A 21,737-nucleotide genomic window follows, 5' to 3' on the forward strand; every position below is an offset into this window, starting at 1 on the left:
CCTATCTTCTGATTTCCATTGATACCTTGGCAGCCCTTCTCCATCTGTCAAGAGCCTGTCCTGCCACTTCTCCCAACCCCCGCCTGGTCAGCCCAGCCGTAGCGTTGTTCCATACATCCGTAAGGTTATAGTAGGAGATGCTGATGATGAGAGACCTGAGCTTTCGGTTCAGGTAAGCCAGCTCATCGTTGGCAGTCCAGAGCATCTGTGTGCGCTCTGCACCGTTGAGCATGTTCTTCGTGCCACCCTGTGCGATGGTCTTGTTGAGAAGGTTATACACCTTCAGGAACTCAGATGCCGTTTCCAGATACAGGTTGTTCATCGAGAATGTGGCAAAAGCCCCTTCAGGGTTACGTCCGATAGCTTTCCTGATTTCCCAAAGATACCTCAGTGTCCTGACACCCTCAGAGTAGATGGCCATAGAAGCCTTCAGTGAAGTGCCATAGCCCTGTGCTGTCTTCAGGTACGAGTTATATTTGCTCTCCCAGTTCTTCATCATCGTGTATTCTGCACCGATGGCGTTCTGGAGTACTGCCATCTCAGCCTGATTGCGTGTCTGTCCCTTTTCACCCTTCTGGATGACGGCATATCCTTCAGCGATGGCAGCGATACATAGAGGGTTAGTTTCCACTATACCCGCAAAGGCAGAAGCGGCACATGCGGAAAGAACCGCACATGCCATCATCCGTCTGACTCTGTTAGAAACGATTTGTAATCTCATAAATTCCTCTTCTTTTCTTGTTGTATTCGACTCTGATCCTAATATGCTCAATGATTCTCGAACTCCCTCTGATGCCTCTGAGTGTCAGCTTCGGCAGGGAGCGGTCACCAGAGAGCAATGTGACATTCTTCAGTCCTGTTATCTGCTGCATCGGGCTACGGTTCTCCTGATAGTCCACAACCCTGTATAGTTCCATATAGTCTGAGGAATGGAACAGAACGCCATGCTTAAACACCAGCTGTTCCCCTGTAACGATATACTCGATACGCCAGAAATCAAGGGCCTGATATGTCAGATAGGCCAGCAAAGCAGTGGCGGCATAAAGAAGAAACTCCCTATACGGCAGCGTCTCATCCCCGGCAAACAGGAAACCGCCACAACAGATGACCAGCCAAGGCAATTGGTCTATGACATATTGGATCCAGTGCGGTTTCAGTCTGAAAGTCGTGAAGGAAGTCTGTGATTCTATTTTATCCATACGCTATCTCCCCATGCCTAATGACTCCTGCGGTGCTGGCTGTCTGCCTGCCGACTCACTCTCGAACTGTGCGGCGGCGATGGTGGCAGCATCAATCACTCCTGGTTTATGAAAGACGGCATTTGCCTCATACCTGTCAACGTAAACCTCTGGTGCCGGGCGAGGCCTGGCGATGGCCGTAGCAACACCAGTGCCGACTGTCAAGGCCGCAAGTATGGCAGCACCGACATTCACGCCATTGCCGTTACCCTTCATCTCGACCTCCGGGAACACCTTTGAGAACAGCTTCATGCGATGGTAGTCATCAACGGCCATGAACTTATCATACTGTTTCTGGGTAATCTCATGGCTCACGCGCTGTCCGTCGATGATGGCAGTCATGCGGTACTTACCTGTGCTCTGGAGGTCAGGCTCTACGGTGATGGCACCGACGGACACCTCACGTCCATGTGTCTCTTCACGATACCAGCCCTTTGTGTCCTTCAGGCGGTTCAGCTCCCTGCCGTCCACGACACCAACCTTATGCTCTGCGTCCAGTGTACCCGACAGGTCATCATTACGTCTCTGCATCCGCTGCTGTTCAGGGAATACCTCTTTTGGCCTCTGGATATGTAGGATCTCCGCTTCTGCCTCCGGCTTCAGTCTGATGTCCACCAGATTCCTGCTGTTGAGCATATCCATCGTTACCTTTCCTGCGAAGTCAGCCGCAATGACCTTGTTGATGATGTCCAGACGCGCATCCATCGACACACCATCCTTACTATTGACCTTGTTATTTGTCAGCTTGGCATATTCCTCATCCGTCAGATGATAGCGGATGTCCTTGGGGACCTCTGAGGATTGGATGGTCAGCGTCTTTTCCTTCTCATCGATGACGATGCCATGAGAGCGAAGCACCTCCTGAAGAGCCTTGTTGTTGAAATAGACAGGTGAGGTGATACTCTCCTTGTAGGGTATCGCCTGACCGTTGACACGCTCGACGGGTTTCACATCAAGGTTTCCGAGGTTGGCCAGCACATCAGCCTGCATCTTGCTTTGCTGTCCTTTGAAGTAGAAGCCATAGCCACCAGACTGTAGCTCACCTGGTTTCATGACACCTCCCGGACGCTCAGGCACCATGAGCGGTGCGGCGGGATAAACTTTTCCGTCAATCCTTCTGAGCGGATAGCCCATCGGTGCAGGCCTTGCACCTCTGACCAGTGGCGGTGTAGCCAGTGACGGCCTTCCCGTTGGTTGGAAATCCGCCCGATAGCCGTTCAGTCCCATGTTCACATGACTGCCCACGTTCTTGGCATGGACGTAGTTGTTAGGAACATAGAAATCATTCCTGACGATTGATACGAACGTATTATATGCTTTCTTGTCTGACGCATGGGAACCACCGTTCATCATCTTCAGTGCGTCGGCCTTACTGACGGTGTAGGTCATCTGCGGTGAGTCGTGGCTCATCACCAGCAGTTGATAACTGTCACCGACTTCCCTAAGATGAGCCTCCATGCCGTTCTTTTTCAGAGTCTCGTCCAGATTCCTTGCAATATCCCCTGTGGGATTATACTCTTTTCTGATTGTAGACATAATGAAAACTTCTTTGGTGTTAAACGATGAAGGAACTTGCATGCGCGAGGCAATACAAGTTCCAGTTAAAATTATGGCAAATTGTGGTATAGCATGACCCTTGTGTATCGGTTGATCTCCTCCGGCTTGAACCTGCTGATGCCACCGAGGCCTTCCAGAACCATCTGTTCTTTCGGTACGCCTCTCTTCTCCAGCTGTGCCGCTATGTAAGCCGCTCTTGCCTCCGAGAGTTTCTTGTTTCTCTCTTCCGTTCCCGTAGCCTTGTCTGCCGCTCCGACAATACGGACATAGAGATTGTGCTTCTTGGCCACCTTCGCTATCTCTGCGATGTTCAGATGCTGCGCCTTACTTGTCAGCTCAGCGGTATTCAGTTTGAAGAAGAAGTTCACTGGCACACCGATATATTCATTCTGTGTGGAGTCCGTCGGATTCGGCTGTGCTGGCTGACTGTCAGTCAATGCCAGGGTGCTTCCTTTCATCCTCGCCCTTAGTGCGTTCAGTCCGCTGTAGTTGTTCTTCGGATAGGAGCTTCGATTTTCCAGAGAATCAATGTCAGCTTCCAACAGTCCTTTGATCTTCAGGATTTTCTTCATCTCGTTCATGGCTGCTTTATCCTTGGCCAGCTTATGCTCCAATACCTCGTTCTGATCCTTTAACTGATACACATATCCCTGAAGCCAGTCGTTCTGATAGACATACGGCATCGGATCGATGATACGTTTCCATCCGGGTTTGCCGATGATGACTGTCAGGCCGAGAGAGCCACGAAGCAGATGGTCGCCGAGTCTGCGGCTGTCACCTACACCGTCGAAATCCTGAAATGTCGTCGTGGCCCCAATCTCACCGGACAATAACAGTCGGTGTGTCATACGATACTGGCAGATGAAGCCGTAAGAGAGCGTACAGGGATTCTTCCGGGCATAAGAGTTGTTGATGATACCGACACCCGCAAAAGGTATCAGTCCCCATCTTCCCAGCCCGTCCTTGTCATGCTTATAGCCGTTGAGCACGTTATACATCAGGTCAACGTGAAGATTCTGGTACGACCTTGACGTAAGGCTATAATCCTTGAACTTGAAGCCGTCGAATGCCAGCCTTGCCCCGAAATGAGGCGTGAACCACTTACCAAGTGCGATGGTCAGCAATGGCTTCGTCCTTCCGAAGAAGTCACTGCATCCGAGAGGCTTTCCCATGAATGCCGCTTCACCACCTTGAACGGACAGGAACCAGTTCGACCAGAAAGACAGTCCACCGACTGCATCATCCAGATAGGTGGGAGTCAGCGGCTCTGACGAATGAAACCGACAGGATGAGATGCTGATGCTGTCATCCTGAAACACTTTTGCCTCTGCGTACATGCTTCCTGCGAGAAGCAGAGAGGCTGCAAAATACAATCTTATACTTTTCATTTCTAACTTTAATTTTTGATTATCCTGGAAAGTGCTGCAAAGGAACAGCTAAAAAACGACTCATGCAGGATTTTGCAGAAAACCTTTTTGTTTTTAACACTTATCTCGACCTGCCACGACTCTTGCCCGACATGAGCCGTGCCGCCTCTGCCAGACAACGCCTTGCCCATTTGCGGTCATCCTCACCGTCTTTCTTACCCCAGTCGCTGTCAGGACTGCCGCCACCGCCATGCGTCTGTGCGAACTCCGTTGCCTGATCCACATAGCCGAGGAAGAGAGCTGCAGCAACTGTCATGATAGCCTGACCATGCTCAGCCATATCCATCAATAGCGTACCCTCGAAGTAGTCAAGCGTGGTGGCATCCAACTGTGACAGTCTGGAGAACTGCACCTTCGTGTCGTCAATCATCATCTGAGACAGCTGCGCCTGTACGTCACGCATAGCCCGCTCCTGTGCAAGAGGAACGACCTTGTTAATCTCTCCCTGAAGATGCTCATACTCCTCGTACAGTTCACGGTGCTGGTTGCCAAGCTCGCGGAGCTGGCCGTTAGCAGTATTCAGCTTCTCCTGCTTGTCCTCAATCTTCTTTTCGATGTTCTGGAGCTGTTGCTGGAGAATAAACAGCCGTGCTTCCTTCTCGCGTGTTGTCTCTTCACCTGATGCTTTGAGGTCGGCAATCTGCCGCTCGATACTCGTCTTGTCATTTTCAAGGTTGGAGATCATGGTTGTAAGACCCTTCACACGCTTCTCTGCCTTCTTGATTTCATCTTCGAGGCTACGCTTCGTATTCTGATAGATGATAATCTCAGCCTGTAGGGAGCTGCATTTCTGCTCCAGCTGTTCACGCTGCTGATCCAGCCAACGATAGTATTCTTCCGTTGTCCTGTGCCGTGCGCCAGTGTCAGCGATATGAGTGCCGCGTTGCAGGTTGTACTTCTGTGTGATGACCGCCAACTCATCATGTAGCTCCATGAACTTCTTGCTGAGTTTTAGCTTCTTCTCACCACCGAATATCTCCTTGAACTTAAATTCCCCCTTCTCGTTGATAGGCATGAGCGTACAGTGAGCGTGAGGGTTTTTCTCGTCCAGATGAACGACGAAGGCAAGGATGTTGTCCTCCCCATATTTCTTGGCCAAGAATTGATACATATCCTTTGCCCAGTTCTCGATGTCCTCCTTACGTGTCAGATGCGAGTTGTCAGCCCCCAAGTTATCGTTAAGTTCCTGGTCACCGAAAGCCAGCCGTCTCATCTGGGTACGTGAACCGCCAAGAATCAGGTTGACGATGGTGCGGAACTGAGGTTCTTCCAGCCCCTCGTTCTTGTCCCGTATACCACGACGGCCAAGATTAGCCACCATCCGCTTTGGGATGCTGTGCTTTTTGTCCACCTCGGAGATTACCCCGCCTTTCGTCACCTCGAAGTTCAGATGCTCACGCGTAAAATCATAGTTGCCTTTCCGCTTAGCAAACTTCAGGGCCCCTTTGGTGTTTCTCCTCAGATGCTCGGCACTCTCCGCTTCGGTCATGCCTTTCTGTGTCTTGATGTCAAGAACCTGATAAGCCATAATTGTCTTCTTTTACATTTTTTTTGATTCTGTCATCCATGTCCGGAAACCTTGAAAAACAAAGGCCAGAGCTTGCTCTTTCCAAGGCCGCCACCTCCCTAAAATGAACTTTTAGGGGAATTAGGCTTCCCAACAAAAAAAATTGAGCAGGCAGGGCAAGCCCACTTTGGCCAGTCACGACAGCCTGCCGATTTTTTGCAGTTGACCTCTCTGCCGCTGCCATGAGCCACCTTTGGCAGCTCAGGCAGCGGTGCTTCATGAGGTCTGAATCAACGTTCAGCTGAACAGGAATCGCCATTGTTTTCACTTGTTTTTGCGTCCTTACGAAAGATGTTAAGCACGCGGATAAGAGTGCCGTTCTGGCATTGCTTTACCTCAATAGCGCCATCATTTTCGAGCGTTCTGAGGAACGAAAAGACGGTGTTTCTGCTCCAGTTCCAGCGTTTGGAAAGGTCACTGACCTTAGCAAGAAACGGTATGCGGACACCACCGTCAAAGTCCTGATCCACTTTCACTTTCTGTTTGGCGACGAGGTATTGAAACGCCTCGAAACGTGATGTCCTATTAGGTAGAGACTTACCCAGAAAGCGGATAAGACAGTCACTGATTGCTATATAAAAACCATTTGAATCCATAACGCAGATTGCAGTTAAATCCAAGAATCAGTTGACTATGCGGCCTTCTTCAGCTGCTTCTCTTCCGTCTGAAGAGGTATCGGTTTGCGTCCTTTCGGGTTGGGTTCCGCCATCATATCCGGGTACATGATCATGGCGATGAGGATGATGAAACCGACATCAGCCAACAGCATGAACGGCGAGAAAACCAGAATGATTTCGCAGGTAGCGAAGCCACCGAAAGCGTTCCGGCTTCTGTTGTAGGTAGAATACAACCGGTCAGCGAACTTATAACCTCTGCCAAACGGGAACAACATAAGTGTCAATATCCAGCAGAGGAAGAACTGAGCCGTCGGGAACATGTAGAAGTCGAAATAATAGTGGTAGTCCGTCAGCAGGGTATAGTCTATGAACTGGATGGAAATGAGGCACACCTCAATGATAAACATGAAGTATTTCCGTGCATTGATAGAAGTCTTCATGCGCTCGTGGAAATTGTGGAAACGCTGCTTTGCAGCCCTTATCTTCCTGCCGATATAGCCATAGCCATGAGGCCTTGTAGCCAAGAATGTGATGATGGCTACTGCCAGGAAGAATAGCAGTCTTATTGATACTAAGAATTTCTCCATATGAAAGAATATTAGTGAAAGTCCTTGATAAGTTGAATAGGATTAACCGACTCCAGGATGACCACATCCTGCTCGTTCTGGAGCCGTTCAAGCCGCTTATGAAGCGCCTCGTACATGATCTCAGCCGAGTCATATACGTTGATGAAGAACGATTCCAGACAGCCATGCATAGAAGAATAGAGATGCACGACAGCCATGTTTCCCAGTGTCGGCTTCGTATATGCGACACACTCCATGCTGCTGTTATCCTTCGACTTGACAGCAAGCAGGACAGTCAAAGACAGCAGTTCCTGAATCTGCTGGATGACATCATCAATCATCATCTGCCGGTCCAGGGAATAGCTGATGACTGAGCATTCAACTGCCTTCTCAACAGCTTTAGACTCCTGACAGGCATTCATGAAAATGGTCAGTCTCTTACAAATCTCATTGATGTTAAAGTCCATGACGGATAGCCCAGACTGGGCATACTTTGCCTCTGTAGAGAGGCTTGGATTAATCTTGATATTTTCCATTATATGATGTTTTTGATATGAGTTTTCAGAAGATATACCGATATCTTATCGAGGAACTGCAGTTCATCGTTATTGACCTTGGACGGACACTTATCCAGTTTTATGTAGAGTTCCGGCATGTCCTGGGCAATGTCCAGCATGAGCTGCTGCTGACCGGAAGAGAGCGCAGCCATAGATATTTCATCAATGGTAAAATACGGCTGCATGAGCATCCATCGGTAGTTCCTTGCGATGACCGGATTTATCTTCAAACCGTTCATGATCTGGTCTCTGCACACCTCTGCATTCTGTAAGATACGTCGGTTATAGCGCATGGTCATATACGTTGCTATCTCATCGATGGAGGCAAAGGAATCCTTGCCGGTACCATAGAATGTATTGCAGATCCTTGCTGTCTGGTCGGTCAGTTCCTGAAGCTTTTGCTGGGGAACCATAGGCAGGAACTGGAGCATGGAACGGAAGCATATATCCTCCTTCTTCAGGAAATCCCTGAATATTTCACGGCTTTCAATATGCATATAGTTAGGGTCAGACAAGATACGGTCATACTCCTGAAGAGTCTTGTCGAGATCCTTGTATGTCGCGTTGTTATCCAGCTTCGCAAAGAACCTGTCAGCCTGTTTCTGTGATTTCTCATCGATGAACTTCTTCGCTCCGTTAGTCGTGTTCGTCTTGATGAACACCACATCAGCCAGTGAACGCGGCTTCGAGAAAGCCAGTCTGAGAATCTCCGTTCTGAGAGAATCGCTGACGTTTAAAACCTCGTCCTGCATCTTCTGGTTGGCTGCATAAGCCGTATCACGCATAGAGAAAGAGATGATGGAATCCTCCATCTGCTCTGTCAGGTTGATATACTCCACCAGCTCGTCTATCGATGCAGAACTCTTCGACTGGAGTACAGTCAGCTCCGACTTGCATACCGCCAGAGCACCATTCACATCCTTCACACGGACACCCTTCTTCTGGCATCCCGATAACATGGTGATGACAGCCAGAGCCATCAGACCCATGTACGTTTTCAAACAAAATTTCTTGATCATAACTGAGTTTTTTGAATTAAAAAGCGGATGTGCAAGTGCCAATCACACCATACACACCCGCAACTAATGACACAGATTTATAAAACTATTACTCACTATCCTTTGACCCGCCATGAGCCTCCGACGCTGCCGGTTTCTCTGTTACGGGCTTCTCAACTATTCCTCCTTTCTCCAATGTCTTGATGATTTTCAACTTCGTTTCCTTTAACAATTTCGATAGTTCGTTAAAGAGCTCGATGTCCACACCCTTGCACTCCTCCATACCGAAAAGAACCGAAGTCTGCTTGTCGTCGAGCTTGATCTGGAAATTAAATACTGCTTTCATTTTTCTAAAATTTTAAGTGAAATCCTGAAATAAATGGTGCAAAGGAACAGCTAAAAAACGACTCATTCAGGATTTTGCAGAAAACCTTTTCAAATTTAACATTTGCCCATTAGCATCAGGACACGACAATAGCTGTCGCCCAAGAATTAGAAGGGTGACAACCAGAAAAGACACCAGAACAGGCTCTGTTCAGCGGTCTCTGTAATGGCTATCCTTAGACCATCCCACGAGGATTGCCTTGGTGAAACGCCACAGTATATAGAGCACTATCAGTTGCATAGTCATCTTCAATTATATCGTTTATTGGCAGCCCTGGTCGCCCATCAGCCGCCGTTATTACACACTTGCCTCACACTCACTTGTCGGAATGCAATATTTATCGGATCTCCTGGAAGTTAGACTTTCTCTTTTTTGAGAACCCCACTTCGGAGAAGCTTTTTTTTCATCGGCATATCCTATCAGTTATAGACTTTTCTTTGTGCCAAGAACAAGAGAGGTTAGTTGATGAAAGGGCAAGGAATTTCGGCAGGAAGTTCATTCATTAACTTGCTCCCGAAATAGCCTGCGGTACTTGCATATTCATCAAGCCTCTCTACCTTTGCACAGGGGAAAGTCGTCAATAACTGATAGCAGTTTTGCCGTCTGAAAGGCGACGGAGAAGTCCCAAAGGGTATAAGAAAACAGTACGGGGCGGGTGGTCGGGAGTTGATATAATAAAGAGTTTAGGCAGACATCCGGTGCACTTTTCCTTTGGCATAAAGGATATGTGCGCGTCTGCCCCGTGCTCAGAATAGGCTGTTGCACTTCGTGAGGCAGGTGTCCTGCTCCATGAAATGCAAGAGCTTTTTATGAGCACAAAACCAGCAGCGTCGATATTAGCCATCCACCTCGCAGCAGCCATGACAGTTCAAGCCGCTGCCATCATCAAGCCTTTCTGGAAGTATCTTTCAAATGGCGTTGAAGACTGTCATTTGAGAAATACAGGAGGAAAGGTTCGACGATAGCAGCAAGCCATCAGAAACGTAGGCTGCCGTGAAATGGATAGCGTTTTCAAGCGGAAACATGGGCTGGGTGGCCGGGAAATGATAGCACAGAGAAAAGCAAAGTGTAGCGGAGCCATAGAGATAAGTGCAGGCAGACATCAGGCGGTCTTTTCCTTTGACCCTTCAAAGGATATGTCCGCGTCTGCCCAGTGCTCATAGCAGGCTGTTGTTCTTCTCATAACGTACCTGTTACGAGAGATACAAGAGCTTACTATGAGCACGAAAAATTGAAAAACATAGACCCAAGAAATGCCTATATATAAATAAGAAATGTGTAGATAGCCCAGGGTGAAAGCACATAGAAAAGAATACAATCCTCAGATAATAAAACAGATTGATGCCCCTGTCCGAAAACAGAGGCACCTGGCAGAAAAGGGAGAAGGCCGTTATTTCTTAGCCTTCATTTTCTTCTCCTCCTTTGGCTGTTCAGCCGGGGTCTCGTCGCTCTTATCTTCGTCCTTCATCTCGAAGAACTTGGTGGCCACGAGTTTTATAGTGTTGTGGTTAACGTTATCTTTATCCGTCCACTCTTCGGGCTTGAAGTAACCCTCGACCGTCACGCGAGTACCCTTGGTCAGGATGTTGAAGCTGTCAGAAGCCTCGTTGCTCTTCCATGCCTCGATGTTGAGGATTGCGGAAACCTTTTTCTCTGTGCCATCGATCTTCTCCGTGCGGCGAACTGAGAGGCCGAAGCGGGCGATTGATGCGGTTGCGAACTGGTTGATGGTAGCGTTGTTTACTACAAAACCTGAAATCTGAAAGTTGTTCATTGTCTTCATAACTTTAATTTTTTTAGATGTTAATATTTAAATTTTACGCTGCTTAGAATAGCAAGACAGGAGAAGGTGCCATAAGACAAGGGAATGCCGACAAAAAATAAACCCTTGCGGCTCTGAACAAATTTGGATTAAGGAAAGCCTTCCCCAAATTTATTTTGATTTTTTTCGAGCAAAACAGGATGTGCGCCCTTGACGAGCGCCGCTGTCGCTAACTTTGCAACGGAAAATTGTATATGACATCGCCCGAAAAAATGATGTGAAGACGTAGAACGACCGATGCCAGGTTATACCGAAATGAATAACGAGAGTCAACCAGCCCGTGACCGTATCTGCCCAGATAAGCGCATCAAAGACGCATGGAGAAGGCACAGCAAGGAGAGCCGTGCAATCCTCTGAGGCAAAGGAAAAGTATCAAGGCTACATGCCAGAACTATTGACAAAGGGTGTCGTGATGGTCGAAGGGTTACGCCCGCAGAGTGTACCAATAAAGACCGTCCACAACACGAAACTTGTAGCCACTAAGCATCAGAAATGTCCAGAAGATAAGGGTAACAAGACCCGAATACCAAGAATAGAGATAAAGAGAAAACGAATAAGAAATAGGCCTCTCCTTTGCCAGATACCCTGTTCGGACAGGGGCATCTATAAAGTGAGAAAACAAGCGAAGCCATAGGCCATAGACCATATACAACCAGCAAGGTATAAAAGAAAAGAGCCGCTGCCTTGGGTTGGCGGGTGGGTCGAAGGAATAGAGAAGAGAATTACAACAAAAAAAACACCCCTTGGCCGGTTGCCCGACGTTCGGGGTGCGTGAACAAAACAGATTAATCTTCCTTGAAATAGTGGTTGACGTACTCCCTTACTGACTTGTTGCAGATCTCACCAAGTTTCTTAGGCTTGAAGTACATGTCGCGCTCCACTTTCAGCCCACAGACGTTCAGTTCAGACAACTGGGAGAGAGAGAAGTACCCCATTTCTGCGCTGGTGTCCGTACCGACTACCAATCCGAAGAAAAGATAGTCATCATCCTCCCTGCGTCCTTCGGTGACGTACCATGTGAGGGCGGTTAACGGGAAGAAATACTTGGCCACCACTACGGCATCAGCTTTCTTGCCGTCCTGACTGTAAAGCGGATATTTTTCAAGAGATTCCGCCAACTCCTTGCTCATAAGTCTCATCATAGCTATTAAAAATGATAATCAATAATTCCACCGACATAGAGGCGTTCGCCTATTCTGAGCTTGCAGACCATCCGCATCAGCTCTGCCGACTCCTCGCCATACGTCTGGGTAGTGTCCTCAGACAAATAGAAATGCGAGTCAGTCCCAAGAGGGTTGTTGATAACCTTCTGCAGTTGGTAGGCTGCACCTATCCAATGCGTCACGTTCATGACGTTGACATCCTCTGATTTCTTGTGGATGGTTTGTACCCATTGGTGAATCCATTCAGGTGTACCGCCCCTAAAAACGAGTTCATCGCTGCCAATGAGGGTGAACATACCTTTTGGGAGAATTTGGTTGACTAAGGTGTCAATCGATTCCGCCCTCTCTTCTTCGGAGATTTCGGAACAATAGTCATAATCGCTGCTATCTCCCTGTGTCAGAGTGTTCTCGTTGAGGTAGTTCTCTTTGTCCACTCTGTGCTTTGTGATTTGATAAACCTTTGCGTGCATAATGCTTGTTGTTTTATTGTGAAACTTGTCTTTTTATCGGACTCCCAGGAGGGGGAGACTTTTCTTTTTAAGTCCATCTCCTGCGAAGGAGCTTTTTTTTATCATCGGCATTCCCTATCGGGTTTAGACTTTTCTTTGTGCGTAAAAAAGCAAGCCCAAGCAATGACTACGGCAAGGAATTTCAGCAGAAAATTCGCGGGGCATCCGTTAGAACTTTCTCCTGAAATAGCAAAGCGGTACTTTCCATGTCATAAGGGCTTGCTACCTTTGCACAGAGAAAATCGTAAAGAACACGATAGTGAAGCCAACGTATGAAAGGCGACATAGCGGGATGGAGATGGATATAGAAAAAGATATATGAAAATCCTATAGCAGATTAAGCACATTGAGAGCCGGGGCGCTTTGCCTCGGCTCTCAAAGTAGATAGAGGATTAGGATGCATCAGAACGTATATCCGTTCACGCTGTCCCAATCGGGATCGGCGGTGAGGCGGAAGGTGCCGTCGGAGGTCTGGCCGCTGCCGCCGCTACCGAAAAAACTGCCTGTGTAGCGGGTAATCTGGTTGCGGGTGACAGGAACGTTCTCAAAGATGCGCTCCTTCACGGTGTTGTCGTTGGCATCAAGGGCAGTGACGGTGAGCTTCGTCAATACATCTTCCTCGGTATGAGGCAGGGTGAAGATGTCGAAAGTGGTTACACCGTCGGCAACTGTGCGGATTTCCGTCTGTTTTGAATTGACGCAGCCATAGCCTGCCGATGGCGAGAATGTCGAAGAACCGCCCGTGTAGTAGAACTTGAACTTTGTCACCGTGGACGGGATTTCATCGTCGGTCAGCACCAAGCGGAACATGGCGACGGCACGGGTCAGCGTGAGGTCGTAGGACTGCACCTCGGAGGTCACAACCAGGTCACCATAGTAATAGAAGGTGTCGGTCACTTTATTGTTCGGGAACGTCACCTTCTCAGTCGAGGTAATCGTGGCCGAGCCTTCGCCGTTGTGGGCAATGACCACAAGCTGGTACGTTCCGGCAGCAAGCGTCAGGGCGACAGTGCCAAACGAGGCATCGCCCTCTTTCTGCGTTACGGTCTTGACCTTCGTGCCTTCAGCGTCGAAAATGGCGATGTTCAGGCGACTGCATAACTCCGTGATGTCGGTGGCGGCACGGGTAGCCACACGGTTTCCATTATTGCCAAACGCCTCTTGCTCATACTGCGTCATGTGGAGGATGACGTTGGCCTCGTTCATTGATACGACATCCTCGTCGAGGATGGGCTTCTCGCACGCTGCTACCAGCAGGGCGAGAGCAATAAACATATACTTCTTCATAGCGGTTTATTCTTTAGTGATAGAAACGATGGCGACAGGACGGAGGTTGATGCCTGTGATATAATTGGCAGAGCCGGTAGCGCCAGTGGCCAGATTGTACTGATAATATACACCGTTGTTATTCTTATAGAGGTAGATTCCGGCTGCAGGTGCTGGAGTCACGTCGTTCCGTGCAGCTGCAAAGGCATCCACCTGCGCTTTGGTCGGCACCGTCCAATCGCTGATGCCGTCCACACCCAGACTGGCAAGAGCTGACTCTGCATCACTGGCACTCGTCACCGCCCGTTCGTTGGGCGAAAGCAGCACCACCTCAGCCGACTGCCCATCATCTTCCACCGTCACGGCAAGCACGCAGCATCCTTGGTACGTGTCGCCAACCGATGGGAAGTCCTGTGTATCACCACCATTATCCCCACCGTTATTGTCATTCCCCGACGTACTACTGCCATCCTCGTCGAACGTAAAGCTAATCGTCCTTTCCCCAAGCCACGTCGCGCCCGTGATAGTTCCAGTCAGGTTCACGCCCACGGCCTCGGTATAGGTTCCGTCAATATTGATTTTATATCCCGCCTCCAGTTCGTCGCTGGTGTTGTATGTATAGGTTTTCGTTGTGCCGCCCACGGTGATGTTCACGCTCACGCTGGCGGGCTGACTGCTTGGTGGCAGCAGATAGGCACTGCCGTTGTTCTTCCACGTCCTCCCGTCCTCCTGCTTCGTCAACGTAATGGTGCTACTGCCGTTCGTCGAGCTGTACGTCCCGCCAATGGTCAGGCTATGCCATAGCGGGGCAATCGTCACCGTGACAGCCGTAGCCGCCGAGGGCACCTTCTTGATGGTCACATCATGAATCAGCATCGTCTTCCTCGCCATGCCCAGCGTGACGGTATTCGTCCCACCGTCCACCAGCGTCACCGTAGCCGAAGCCGCCATCAGATCAGTCAGTTTCTTTCCCTCTTGTAGTGCTATCGCCGATGTCGTCAAAGCATTCGACACCGTAGGCAGAACATAGTCCGATGCCGACACACCGCCCACGGCATACACCGAATACGTCCCTTCCGTCAGTGCGATGTTCAGTGTCTGCCCCTCGTCGCCGATGGCCTGTGATGTCTTGCACTCGTCACCTTGGAACACATACACCGCAACAGGGTACGCCACCGTTGCCCCGTCGCCCGTTGCTCCACGTGTCCGTACCTGCAACACCGAGTTTTTCATCTGCCCCGTCGAGGTCTTATCCTCCCCAACGTCAAGCGTTCTCTCACACGCCGTCAGCCCCAGCACTGCCAGGGCTGACGCAAACAATGTTTTTGTTTTCATTTCATACAATTTTGTAGGTTTTGGGAATATTCCCAAACAACAAAACTACAAAACCGTACAAAGTTGTATGCTGTATGTATAAACTTTAACTAAGAATAAGAATATGTAAGGTATCTGAAATAGTCTCTTAGCGTTTCTTCACCCTCTCATACACCGCGAGCATTTCCTCTTTCAGCAGTTTCGGGTCCATGCCGTCAATAAGTGAGTCCTGGAAGGCGCGACCGTAGAAGAGGCTCATCATGATCTTGGCCAGAATGGTGGGCTGCACGTCATTTTGCAGTTCGCCGCTCTCCACGCCCCGGCCTATTACCTCTATCCACAGCCTTTCCTCCTTCGCCATCGCGTTCAGAAATGTCTTGTGTATTTCGGGAAGCAATACTGACATTTGCGACATCATGTTCAGATACGCACGGCTGCAGTCCCTCATCGGCACGTCCATGCCCACAATTTCGTGCAGTGCCTCCATCGTCCGCTCAACGCCCTTTGCGTATGTGTCGATAAACTGCCGTAGCGTGCAGTCATCAGCGACCTGAATCTTCCTCTCAATGTCCTGTCGCTCCAGCACATAGTATTCCACCACCTGACGGAACAGGTCCAGCTTCGTGTCGGCATAGTGGAAGATGGTGCCGCGCGTAAAACCCGTCGCCTTTTCAATATCGGGGATGCTCACCCCGTCGAACGATTTCAGGATGAACATCTTAAATGCCACGCGGAACAGTTCGCGTTTATGGCTCTTTCTTGACATGTCTTGCATAAGCCCATATTTTTGCGTGCAAAGTTACACATTTTTCCCCGTAATCCTGTCATTCCTCTGCTAATTCTCCTTGAAAAGAGTTAAAACCGTACCTGTTTGTACGGATATTCAATCAAATTCACTACCTTTGCCAGCAAATTCTCAGACGATGGAACAGAAATTCGGGAAAAATAGCATTGACATCAAGGCGCTGCGCGAGTTTTGCGAGCGCGAGGGCAAGATGGTGGAGTACCGCAAGGGCGAACAGCTGGAGCGCGAGGGCGACCCCGCACGGTGGTTCGGCTTCGTCACCGAGGGGTGCTTCAAGTACGTGACATACGGCATCAGCGACGACAAGGAACACATCACATGGTTCTCGTTCGAGGGCGAGTTTGCTGGCGACTATCCCGCCTGCCTCGACGGTGGCCCGGCACTGACCACGATCGAGGCGATGGTGCCCACCCGCATCATCCGTGTCAGCGGCGAACAGCTGGTGAAGCGGTTCAGTCTGGACAAGAAGTCGATGGATCTGCGCTGCCTCGTTGCCGAGCACCTGCTCAGTCAGGCCCGCGCCCGCTACACCGACCTCCACCGCGCCACGCCCCTCGAACGCTACGAGTTGCTGCTCCGCCGCTGCCCGGGCATCGCCCGCCATCTCCCCCTGAACGCCATCGCCTCGTTCCTCTGCGTCACTCCCCAACAGTTGTCACGCATTCGCAAGGCCGTCACGTTTGGAAGTATCAACAGACTCTGAATCTACCACCCAATCATATTTCTTCACCCACCTCCAAACTGTGACGCGGGAAAGATTCGTCATGTTCTGAATTTGGGGCTTTGAAAGGCCAATACGTATAAGGTAGCAGACTTGCATCTGTTGTTCTGTAAATGTGCCTAACTCTTTCAAAAGTTTGTCCTTGAATGTTGGGTAAAGTTCGTCAACAGCCTGATAGAGTTGTTTCCAATCCGCCGCTTTCATGTTCTTCTTTCCCTCCGATGACTGGCGGATGGCCTCGATGACATCCTCAGCCTTGCCCTCCAACTCCGACTGATGCAGCAGATTGAGGAAGGTCTGGTTCTGCTGCATCTTTTCCGTCAGCCGTTGCTCCTTCTCGCGCAGTTCTATGTCGTAGCCTGTAAGTTCGGTGCTCACCTTGTCCAGTTGTGCCTTCACCTTGCCCAGTTCATCATCCTGTTTCTCCAGTTGATACTTTGCTTCGGACAGTTTTCTTTCCCGCAGGTCTATCTCCTGCCGCAGCCGCTGCTCGTCGTCGGCCTTGCCTTGCAGTTCCTGAGACAGTGCCGTTATCTGTTCAAGATGCCTGTTCCTGCGACGGACATACACTGCATAGCCAAGACACAGCAGAAGCAGGGCGACGGCGCAGACGACAGCCACCGCCAGTTTGTAATGCTCCTTTGCATCGCGCAGTTGCTGCTCCTTCTTCTGATCCAGGTGATACTGATACTCGTTGCCCACCGTAGCGGCCAACTGCTGACGCTTTCCGAAATCCAGCGAGTCGCTCAGTTGCATATATATCCGTGCATAGTGGAGGGCTTTCGGCTGATTACCCTGTGCGTCGTACATCTGATAGAGCATCTTGGCCGCATCGTACATATTATTGATGTCCGTACCGTCGTCAATCACCCGGTTCAGACAGACGCTTGCGGAATCAGTCTGTCCCGTCATCTGGTAGTACATGGCCAAGACTATACACGGAAATGCCGCGAAGTTATTTATAGGGTCGCCGTCTATCAGTATTCGGCATCGTTCGGCATTCTGTCGCTCACCCAACACAACATAGTGGCACAGCAGGTTATAGAGGTTGCCCTGCTGATGGGCTATCTTATTTGAACTTTCAATCGCTTGGAGGGCTTCGTCAAGATAAGCCTTGGCCTGCCGTGTGCTGTCCGTTGCCATCAGTGCCCCGCCTAAGTGGAGCAGCGGCACCACCTTGTCGCGTCCTAACGCCCGGCATACCTCCAGTTCTTTTCGTCCCGTCGCAACAGCCTCCTGATAGTTCTGTACTCCATAATAGAGGTAGTTCAGATTAGAATAGGTGTTTTGTAGCATCACCGAGTCGCAATCCTCCGCATCTTCAGCATATTCTATCGAGCGGAAGAAATATTCCAGGGCGCGGGGCGTATCTTGCAAGTCACGATAGACGCTGCCGGCATAGTAGCACACCTCCTGCTTGTCCTGCACCGTACCCTCCCGTTCAAAGTAGCCCAACAAACTCTTGATGACGATATCCGATGTCGCCGTCTTGTCGGCCTTGTCGTTCAGTCGGATTCTCAGCAGGTCGTACTTGTTCCTTGTGTATTCCGACTCTGCCCGCATCTCTATTTCCAGAGAGTCGAGCATTGCAAGAGCCGTCGCAGGGTCACTGTCGCCCACATGCTTTATCTGGTCGAGCCTGTCCATCACTCCACCCTCCTTGCAGGAAACAAGGAACAAAACAAGCAGAAACCGAGTGCATAGTCTAACGTATCTGTTCATCGCCTTATTGTTTCAATTCGGGTGCAAAGATACGCAAAAATCACGGTATTACAAAGATTTTCAGACAATCTTTGTGTTTCACTGTGTTTCTCGGAAACACAATGAAACAGCCATTTCTTGATTCTCTCCCGACTTATGCCTACCTTTGCACCCAGAAATAAAATAAGTAACAACAGAAATGAGTGTGAAACAATTAAGATTTGCGTCAGTTCTTCTCGCTGCCATCGTATCAATAGCGGCAGAAGCACAGGGTAACATCACGGGGCGAGTGATTGACGAACAATCCCATCCATTGCCGTTTGCCAATGTCGTAGGTACTGTCCCCACGGCTACGAGGACTTTCTGTAACTTTGTGGCTCGGAATGACAAATAAAACGAAAATGAATATGAACAAAATGAAACACTACAGACGATTCCTGCTCCTGCTGGCCATGCTGCCTGTTGGGACATTTGCCAAAGACAATTTTAAGATGACGGGTAAGATTGATGGTGTAGGGAACGATACTCTCTGCATTGAGTATGTCATACTACAGCCACAAAAACAGATTGTCAAACGCAAAATAGTTGTAAAGAATGGAGAATTTTCATTCTCTGCAAAACTACACGATGCCTATATGGGATTGATGCATCTCAAATCAAAACCCCAAGAGACGCTTTATACCTATTTCGTGCCCGATGAGGAGGCGATTTTCAGTGGCCGTCTGAATTCTGTAGAAGAGCATTGGAGTGGCAGCACTTTTTATCAGCAGTATGAACGAGTCACAAATTTACAGCGTCCTTTTAACATTGAATTTGCTGCTGCCAGAAACGAGCCAGACAGCATTCGAGAACTAAAGAATATCGATATCAATAATCGTTCACATTCCGTTAACATGAAATATATCGAGGAGCATCCTGACGAGGACGCAACGGCGACATTGGTGATAAATGTGCGTTACGACCAAGCACTTACAGCTATTGGGAAACTGACTCCTGAGGTGAGGAACGGTAGGATGAAAAGCGAACTGGATCAGAATGAAAGGATGTTTACTCTCGTTATGAAAGAGGTGGCTGCACGCAATGCAGTTAAGAACGACACTGTGACCATAGGCGGTCAAGTGCCTGAACTTGGACTGAAGGACCTTGATGGCAATGTGCTGGAGTTGAAGTCTCTGCGTGGTAAATATGTGGTGCTCGACTTCTGGGGCTCGTGGTGTACTTGGTGCATCAAGGGATTTCCCAAATTGAAAGAATACTATGCGAAATACAAGGACCGTCTTGAGATTGTGGGAATCGATTGTAACGATACAGCCGAGAAATGGGCCGCTGCCGTCAAGAAACACAAAGTACCCTGGTTGCACGTCAGAAGTGAGGATGGCATAATAGAGCAGAAATTCAGAGTGACAGGCTATCCATATAAAGTGCTGATATCACCTGATGGCATAGTGCTCAATGCATTTCTTGGAGAGACAGATGATTTTTATAAATACTTAGACACTACACTCTAACTAGTAGAAAAGAATATGCGCTCGATAAAAAGTCGCTTGCTACTGAAAGGATACAAGAACAAGCAATCCATCATCACCATCCTTCTTGCTCTCGTCGTAATGGCGGGGCAGGCACAACAGACAATGACTGTCAAGGACAGCATCACCAATGAGCCAATACCGTTTGTGAGTGTCTATTTCGGGAATGACACTGGTGGCTACACAGACGAAAAAGGGGCGATTGCCATTCCAAACGAAGCAGAACAGATATGGTTGTCTCATATCTGCTACGAGACAAAGAGCATCTCTAAGATAACAGCCGACTCACAAACGATCATTCTTGTTCCGAAGAGCATCAATCTTGATGAAGTCGCCATTAGCGCAAGGATTCCCAAACGAATAAAGACCACAGAAGTGGGATCGATGAAAGCGAAGACGCAGACCAAACACAAAGGAGCCAATGGATTTGAGATGGCCTTGTTTATTCCTTACGACAACACTTGGGCTGAGACGCCATACATCCACTCCATATTGGCAAGTCTCGATTACTCCACCCACTGGCTGGTGTTCACGGAAATCAAGACACCCATCTATGCCACTCTCCGCTTTGACCTACGACTGCCAGATGCCAAGATTGGTGCTCCCAAAGACAAGTCCCTCATTAATGGCGGCATCATACTCCCTTCCGGTCAGAGACTCAGCAAGAATGGCATCAGCCTTTCCCGTCCTATACCTTTTCCACGGTCAGGCGTTTTCGTCGTGATAGAATGGATAACCACTGCACAGGTATCAGAATCCAGTAATCTCATTCCTTCGCTCAACATGACCTTGAATGAGGAGGAAAACTGCACATGGAATAAGAAAACCTTTCGCGGTATGGACTGGATGCGAGAAGAAGACGAACCCATATACAAAGACGTGGCGACGCAAGAATATTACAAAAGACGGACACCATCTGCCAAACTCGGTTTGAAAATATCAAAATAAGAAACATGAGACAACTGAAACATTACAGACGACTTCTAATCTTGCTGGCCATGCTTTCGGCAGTGATATTTGCATCGGCACAAGATAATCATGCGCAACAACTGAAAATCGTAGAAGGAATAACTCATTCTTTTGTTCCCAAGAAAACTTCGCCAAAAGTTGCTTCATTGAAGGGAGGAAAACAGATGGGAGTGCAATCGATGTTTGGTGGAGTTTATCGTGATTCTCTCACAAGATATTTTGATAAGATTGAAGAGTACAATCGTCAGACGGGAAACTCTATTCGCTTTCGCTACTATAGGGCCATATTTGGTAAAGATACACTTTGCTACGAAGAAAGGAAAGAGGTCGTGATTGATTCTGTTATGGGGAAAAGGATGCTTGAAGTGGAGAGTCAGAAGGCTCCTTATCAGAGGTTTGAAGTCGAGATTAGCGGGCTGAAAGAATCGGAGATAATAGCATTGATTGATTCTATGCGACAGATGAAAACAGCAGATATATTGATGAATAACGGGCAGACCTGTATCTTCTATGCCTTGAATCTTCTGTTGGACTTTCATGGCATCAACCCTGCACCGATTATCACACGTAATACTACATTTACCGATGAGGATCAACTCAATGCATTCTTCGACCATATTCTCACACAAAAAGGCAACTATCCCTGCAAATATAGTGTTCTGAAGAAAGCCGATCTGCCAGATAATTGTGTGCTTGTATTCCAAAACGCCTATAAGAAATTTATTCATGCTGTTTTTTATAGGAAAGATACAGGTAAGTATTACACTAAAAATGGATGGTGGCCTCCAATCATCTTAAATAATATCCACCCTGTTACAGAGGCATACGGAAGATATGATACTAAAGAGGAATTAAGCGAATATGGCCTTGACTTGCAGGCCGACACCATATTGGTATATTGTATAAAAGAAGATGAAAAATAGGCACTGTCAGGCAAATGTCAGACAAATGTCAGGAAGAAAAATCGTTTGTTAGGCATAAATGACAGTATCTTTGCACTCGCGAATGTTAAAAGTTGAACGGTTTGCT

24 protein-coding genes are annotated in these 21,737 nt (G+C 48.7%); 6 read left to right on the forward strand and 18 right to left on the reverse strand.

Annotated features, from left to right (window positions below; all coding sequences use genetic code 11):
* Nucleotide 1: 1 nt before the first annotated feature.
* The 11 genes from BLU47_RS05405 to BLU47_RS05455 all read right to left on the reverse strand — a co-directional run bounded on the left by BLU47_RS05405 (nt 2) and on the right by BLU47_RS05455 (nt 8,873).
* Nucleotides 2-721 (reverse strand): hypothetical protein, encoded by a 720-nt coding sequence (locus BLU47_RS05405; RefSeq protein WP_255402098.1) that lies wholly within the window; start codon nt 719-721, stop codon nt 2-4.
* Nucleotides 699-1,199, reverse strand: coding sequence for a PH domain-containing protein (locus BLU47_RS05410; RefSeq protein ID WP_091959491.1), 501 nt, complete (start codon nt 1,197-1,199; stop codon nt 699-701). Before BLU47_RS05410 ends, BLU47_RS05405 begins: the two co-directional genes overlap by 23 nt.
* A gap of 3 nt (nt 1,200-1,202) precedes the next feature.
* Nucleotides 1,203-2,774, reverse strand: a complete 1,572-nt coding sequence (locus BLU47_RS05415; RefSeq protein WP_143025474.1) for a hypothetical protein — start codon at nt 2,772-2,774, stop codon at nt 1,203-1,205.
* Between the two features lie 71 nt (nt 2,775-2,845).
* On the reverse strand, nt 2,846-4,183 hold the full coding sequence (locus BLU47_RS05420) for an OmpA family protein (RefSeq protein ID WP_091959497.1): 1,338 nt from the start codon (nt 4,181-4,183) through the stop codon (nt 2,846-2,848).
* 100 nt (nt 4,184-4,283) lie between these two features.
* Nucleotides 4,284-5,750, reverse strand: coding sequence for a MobV family relaxase (gene mobV / locus BLU47_RS05425; protein ID WP_091959499.1), 1,467 nt, complete (start codon nt 5,748-5,750; stop codon nt 4,284-4,286).
* Nucleotides 5,731-5,973 (reverse strand): hypothetical protein, encoded by a 243-nt coding sequence (locus BLU47_RS05430; RefSeq protein WP_176780464.1) that lies wholly within the window; start codon nt 5,971-5,973, stop codon nt 5,731-5,733. The genes mobV and BLU47_RS05430 overlap by 20 nt, the downstream gene beginning before the upstream one ends.
* A gap of 46 nt (nt 5,974-6,019) precedes the next feature.
* On the reverse strand, nt 6,020-6,259 hold the full coding sequence (locus BLU47_RS05435; protein WP_176780465.1) for a helix-turn-helix domain-containing protein: 240 nt from the start codon (nt 6,257-6,259) through the stop codon (nt 6,020-6,022).
* Nucleotides 6,260-6,420: 161 nt separating this feature from the next.
* On the reverse strand, nt 6,421-6,993 hold the full coding sequence (locus tag BLU47_RS05440; RefSeq protein ID WP_091959508.1) for a hypothetical protein: 573 nt from the start codon (nt 6,991-6,993) through the stop codon (nt 6,421-6,423).
* A gap of 11 nt (nt 6,994-7,004) precedes the next feature.
* A complete protein-coding gene (locus BLU47_RS05445) occupies nt 7,005-7,508 on the reverse strand; it encodes a hypothetical protein (RefSeq protein ID WP_091959511.1) in 504 nt (167 codons plus the stop codon).
* Nucleotides 7,508-8,548, reverse strand: a complete 1,041-nt coding sequence (locus tag BLU47_RS05450) for a hypothetical protein (protein WP_143025477.1) — start codon at nt 8,546-8,548, stop codon at nt 7,508-7,510. Before BLU47_RS05450 ends, BLU47_RS05445 begins: the two co-directional genes overlap by 1 nt.
* A gap of 88 nt (nt 8,549-8,636) precedes the next feature.
* Nucleotides 8,637-8,873, reverse strand: coding sequence for a hypothetical protein (locus BLU47_RS05455; RefSeq protein ID WP_091959516.1), 237 nt, complete (start codon nt 8,871-8,873; stop codon nt 8,637-8,639).
* A gap of 848 nt (nt 8,874-9,721) precedes the next feature.
* On the opposite strand from BLU47_RS05455, the gene BLU47_RS14725 reads away from it, so the two are divergent.
* Nucleotides 9,722-9,877: a hypothetical protein gene (locus BLU47_RS14725; RefSeq protein WP_176780466.1), complete on the forward strand. Its 156-nt coding sequence runs from the start codon at nt 9,722-9,724 to the stop codon at nt 9,875-9,877.
* A gap of 425 nt (nt 9,878-10,302) precedes the next feature.
* Here BLU47_RS14725 and BLU47_RS05460 read toward each other — a convergent pair whose 3' ends face one another.
* From BLU47_RS05460 to BLU47_RS05490, 6 genes are all read right to left on the reverse strand, one after another.
* Nucleotides 10,303-10,695, reverse strand: a complete 393-nt coding sequence (locus tag BLU47_RS05460) for a single-stranded DNA-binding protein (protein ID WP_091959519.1) — start codon at nt 10,693-10,695, stop codon at nt 10,303-10,305.
* Between the two features lie 824 nt (nt 10,696-11,519).
* Complete coding sequence (locus BLU47_RS05470; RefSeq protein ID WP_091959525.1) at nt 11,520-11,876, reverse strand: DUF2958 domain-containing protein; 357 nt, start codon at nt 11,874-11,876, stop codon at nt 11,520-11,522.
* Between the two features lie 5 nt (nt 11,877-11,881).
* Entirely contained in the window at nt 11,882-12,367 is a 486-nt protein-coding gene (locus tag BLU47_RS05475) for a hypothetical protein (protein ID WP_091959528.1), read from the reverse strand.
* 441 nt (nt 12,368-12,808) lie between these two features.
* Nucleotides 12,809-13,693, reverse strand: a complete 885-nt coding sequence (locus BLU47_RS05480; protein WP_143025478.1) for a FimB/Mfa2 family fimbrial subunit — start codon at nt 13,691-13,693, stop codon at nt 12,809-12,811.
* A gap of 6 nt (nt 13,694-13,699) precedes the next feature.
* Entirely contained in the window at nt 13,700-15,007 is a 1,308-nt protein-coding gene (locus BLU47_RS05485) for a fimbrillin family protein (protein ID WP_091959534.1), read from the reverse strand.
* A gap of 127 nt (nt 15,008-15,134) precedes the next feature.
* Entirely contained in the window at nt 15,135-15,761 is a 627-nt protein-coding gene (locus BLU47_RS05490; RefSeq protein ID WP_091959537.1) for a TetR/AcrR family transcriptional regulator, read from the reverse strand.
* Between the two features lie 70 nt (nt 15,762-15,831).
* Here BLU47_RS05490 and BLU47_RS05495 point away from each other — a divergent pair, with 70 nt between their 5' ends.
* Nucleotides 15,832-16,494: a Crp/Fnr family transcriptional regulator gene (locus BLU47_RS05495; RefSeq protein ID WP_143025479.1), complete on the forward strand. Its 663-nt coding sequence runs from the start codon at nt 15,832-15,834 to the stop codon at nt 16,492-16,494.
* Here BLU47_RS05495 and BLU47_RS05500 read toward each other — a convergent pair.
* Nucleotides 16,447-18,234 (reverse strand): tetratricopeptide repeat protein, encoded by a 1,788-nt coding sequence (locus tag BLU47_RS05500; RefSeq protein WP_143025480.1) that lies wholly within the window; start codon nt 18,232-18,234, stop codon nt 16,447-16,449. The genes BLU47_RS05495 and BLU47_RS05500 overlap by 48 nt on opposite strands.
* Before the next feature lie 184 nt (nt 18,235-18,418).
* Here BLU47_RS05500 and BLU47_RS05505 point away from each other — a divergent pair, with 184 nt between their 5' ends.
* The 4 genes from BLU47_RS05505 to BLU47_RS05520 are packed head-to-tail and all read left to right on the forward strand — an operon-like array spanning nt 18,419 to nt 21,631.
* Complete coding sequence (locus tag BLU47_RS05505) at nt 18,419-18,607, forward strand: hypothetical protein (RefSeq protein ID WP_143025481.1); 189 nt, start codon at nt 18,419-18,421, stop codon at nt 18,605-18,607.
* A gap of 22 nt (nt 18,608-18,629) precedes the next feature.
* A complete protein-coding gene (locus BLU47_RS05510) occupies nt 18,630-19,721 on the forward strand; it encodes a TlpA family protein disulfide reductase (protein WP_218131534.1) in 1,092 nt (363 codons plus the stop codon).
* 15 nt (nt 19,722-19,736) lie between these two features.
* Complete coding sequence (locus BLU47_RS05515; RefSeq protein WP_091959551.1) at nt 19,737-20,687, forward strand: peptidase associated/transthyretin-like domain-containing protein; 951 nt, start codon at nt 19,737-19,739, stop codon at nt 20,685-20,687.
* A 5-nt stretch (nt 20,688-20,692) separates the two neighbouring features.
* On the forward strand, nt 20,693-21,631 hold the full coding sequence (locus tag BLU47_RS05520) for a hypothetical protein (protein WP_091959554.1): 939 nt from the start codon (nt 20,693-20,695) through the stop codon (nt 21,629-21,631).
* Nucleotides 21,632-21,737 lie beyond the last annotated feature (106 nt).

Origin of the sequence: Prevotella sp. tc2-28, assembly GCF_900107705.1 — a bacterium.
In the GTDB taxonomy this organism is placed as follows: Bacteria; Bacteroidota; Bacteroidia; order Bacteroidales; family Bacteroidaceae; genus Prevotella.

Coding starts and splice junctions, on each gene's coding strand:
- BLU47_RS05470 (WP_091959525.1), bottom strand. CDS start 11,876: ATGATGAGACTTATGAGCAAGGAGTTGGCGGAATCTCTTGAAAAATAT.
- BLU47_RS05420 (WP_091959497.1), bottom strand. CDS start 4,183: ATGAAAAGTATAAGATTGTATTTTGCAGCCTCTCTGCTTCTCGCAGGA.
- BLU47_RS05515 (WP_091959551.1), top strand. CDS start 19,737: ATGCGCTCGATAAAAAGTCGCTTGCTACTGAAAGGATACAAGAACAAG.
- BLU47_RS05445 (WP_091959511.1), bottom strand. CDS start 7,508: ATGGAAAATATCAAGATTAATCCAAGCCTCTCTACAGAGGCAAAGTAT.
- BLU47_RS05410 (WP_091959491.1), bottom strand. CDS start 1,199: ATGGATAAAATAGAATCACAGACTTCCTTCACGACTTTCAGACTGAAA.
- BLU47_RS05405 (WP_255402098.1), bottom strand. CDS start 721: ATGAGATTACAAATCGTTTCTAACAGAGTCAGACGGATGATGGCATGT.
- BLU47_RS05455 (WP_091959516.1), bottom strand. CDS start 8,873: ATGAAAGCAGTATTTAATTTCCAGATCAAGCTCGACGACAAGCAGACT.
- BLU47_RS05460 (WP_091959519.1), bottom strand. CDS start 10,695: ATGAAGACAATGAACAACTTTCAGATTTCAGGTTTTGTAGTAAACAAC.
- BLU47_RS05440 (WP_091959508.1), bottom strand. CDS start 6,993: ATGGAGAAATTCTTAGTATCAATAAGACTGCTATTCTTCCTGGCAGTA.
- BLU47_RS05520 (WP_091959554.1), top strand. CDS start 20,693: ATGAGACAACTGAAACATTACAGACGACTTCTAATCTTGCTGGCCATG.
- BLU47_RS05415 (WP_143025474.1), bottom strand. CDS start 2,774: ATGTCTACAATCAGAAAAGAGTATAATCCCACAGGGGATATTGCAAGG.
- mobV (WP_091959499.1), bottom strand. CDS start 5,750: ATGGCTTATCAGGTTCTTGACATCAAGACACAGAAAGGCATGACCGAA.
- BLU47_RS05485 (WP_091959534.1), bottom strand. CDS start 15,007: ATGAAAACAAAAACATTGTTTGCGTCAGCCCTGGCAGTGCTGGGGCTG.
- BLU47_RS05510 (WP_218131534.1), top strand. CDS start 18,630: ATGAAACACTACAGACGATTCCTGCTCCTGCTGGCCATGCTGCCTGTT.
- BLU47_RS14725 (WP_176780466.1), top strand. CDS start 9,722: ATGAGCACAAAACCAGCAGCGTCGATATTAGCCATCCACCTCGCAGCA.
- BLU47_RS05450 (WP_143025477.1), bottom strand. CDS start 8,548: ATGATCAAGAAATTTTGTTTGAAAACGTACATGGGTCTGATGGCTCTG.
- BLU47_RS05480 (WP_143025478.1), bottom strand. CDS start 13,693: ATGAAGAAGTATATGTTTATTGCTCTCGCCCTGCTGGTAGCAGCGTGC.
- BLU47_RS05490 (WP_091959537.1), bottom strand. CDS start 15,761: ATGCAAGACATGTCAAGAAAGAGCCATAAACGCGAACTGTTCCGCGTG.
- BLU47_RS05475 (WP_091959528.1), bottom strand. CDS start 12,367: ATGCACGCAAAGGTTTATCAAATCACAAAGCACAGAGTGGACAAAGAG.
- BLU47_RS05500 (WP_143025480.1), bottom strand. CDS start 18,234: ATGAACAGATACGTTAGACTATGCACTCGGTTTCTGCTTGTTTTGTTC.
- BLU47_RS05430 (WP_176780464.1), bottom strand. CDS start 5,973: ATGGCAGCGGCAGAGAGGTCAACTGCAAAAAATCGGCAGGCTGTCGTG.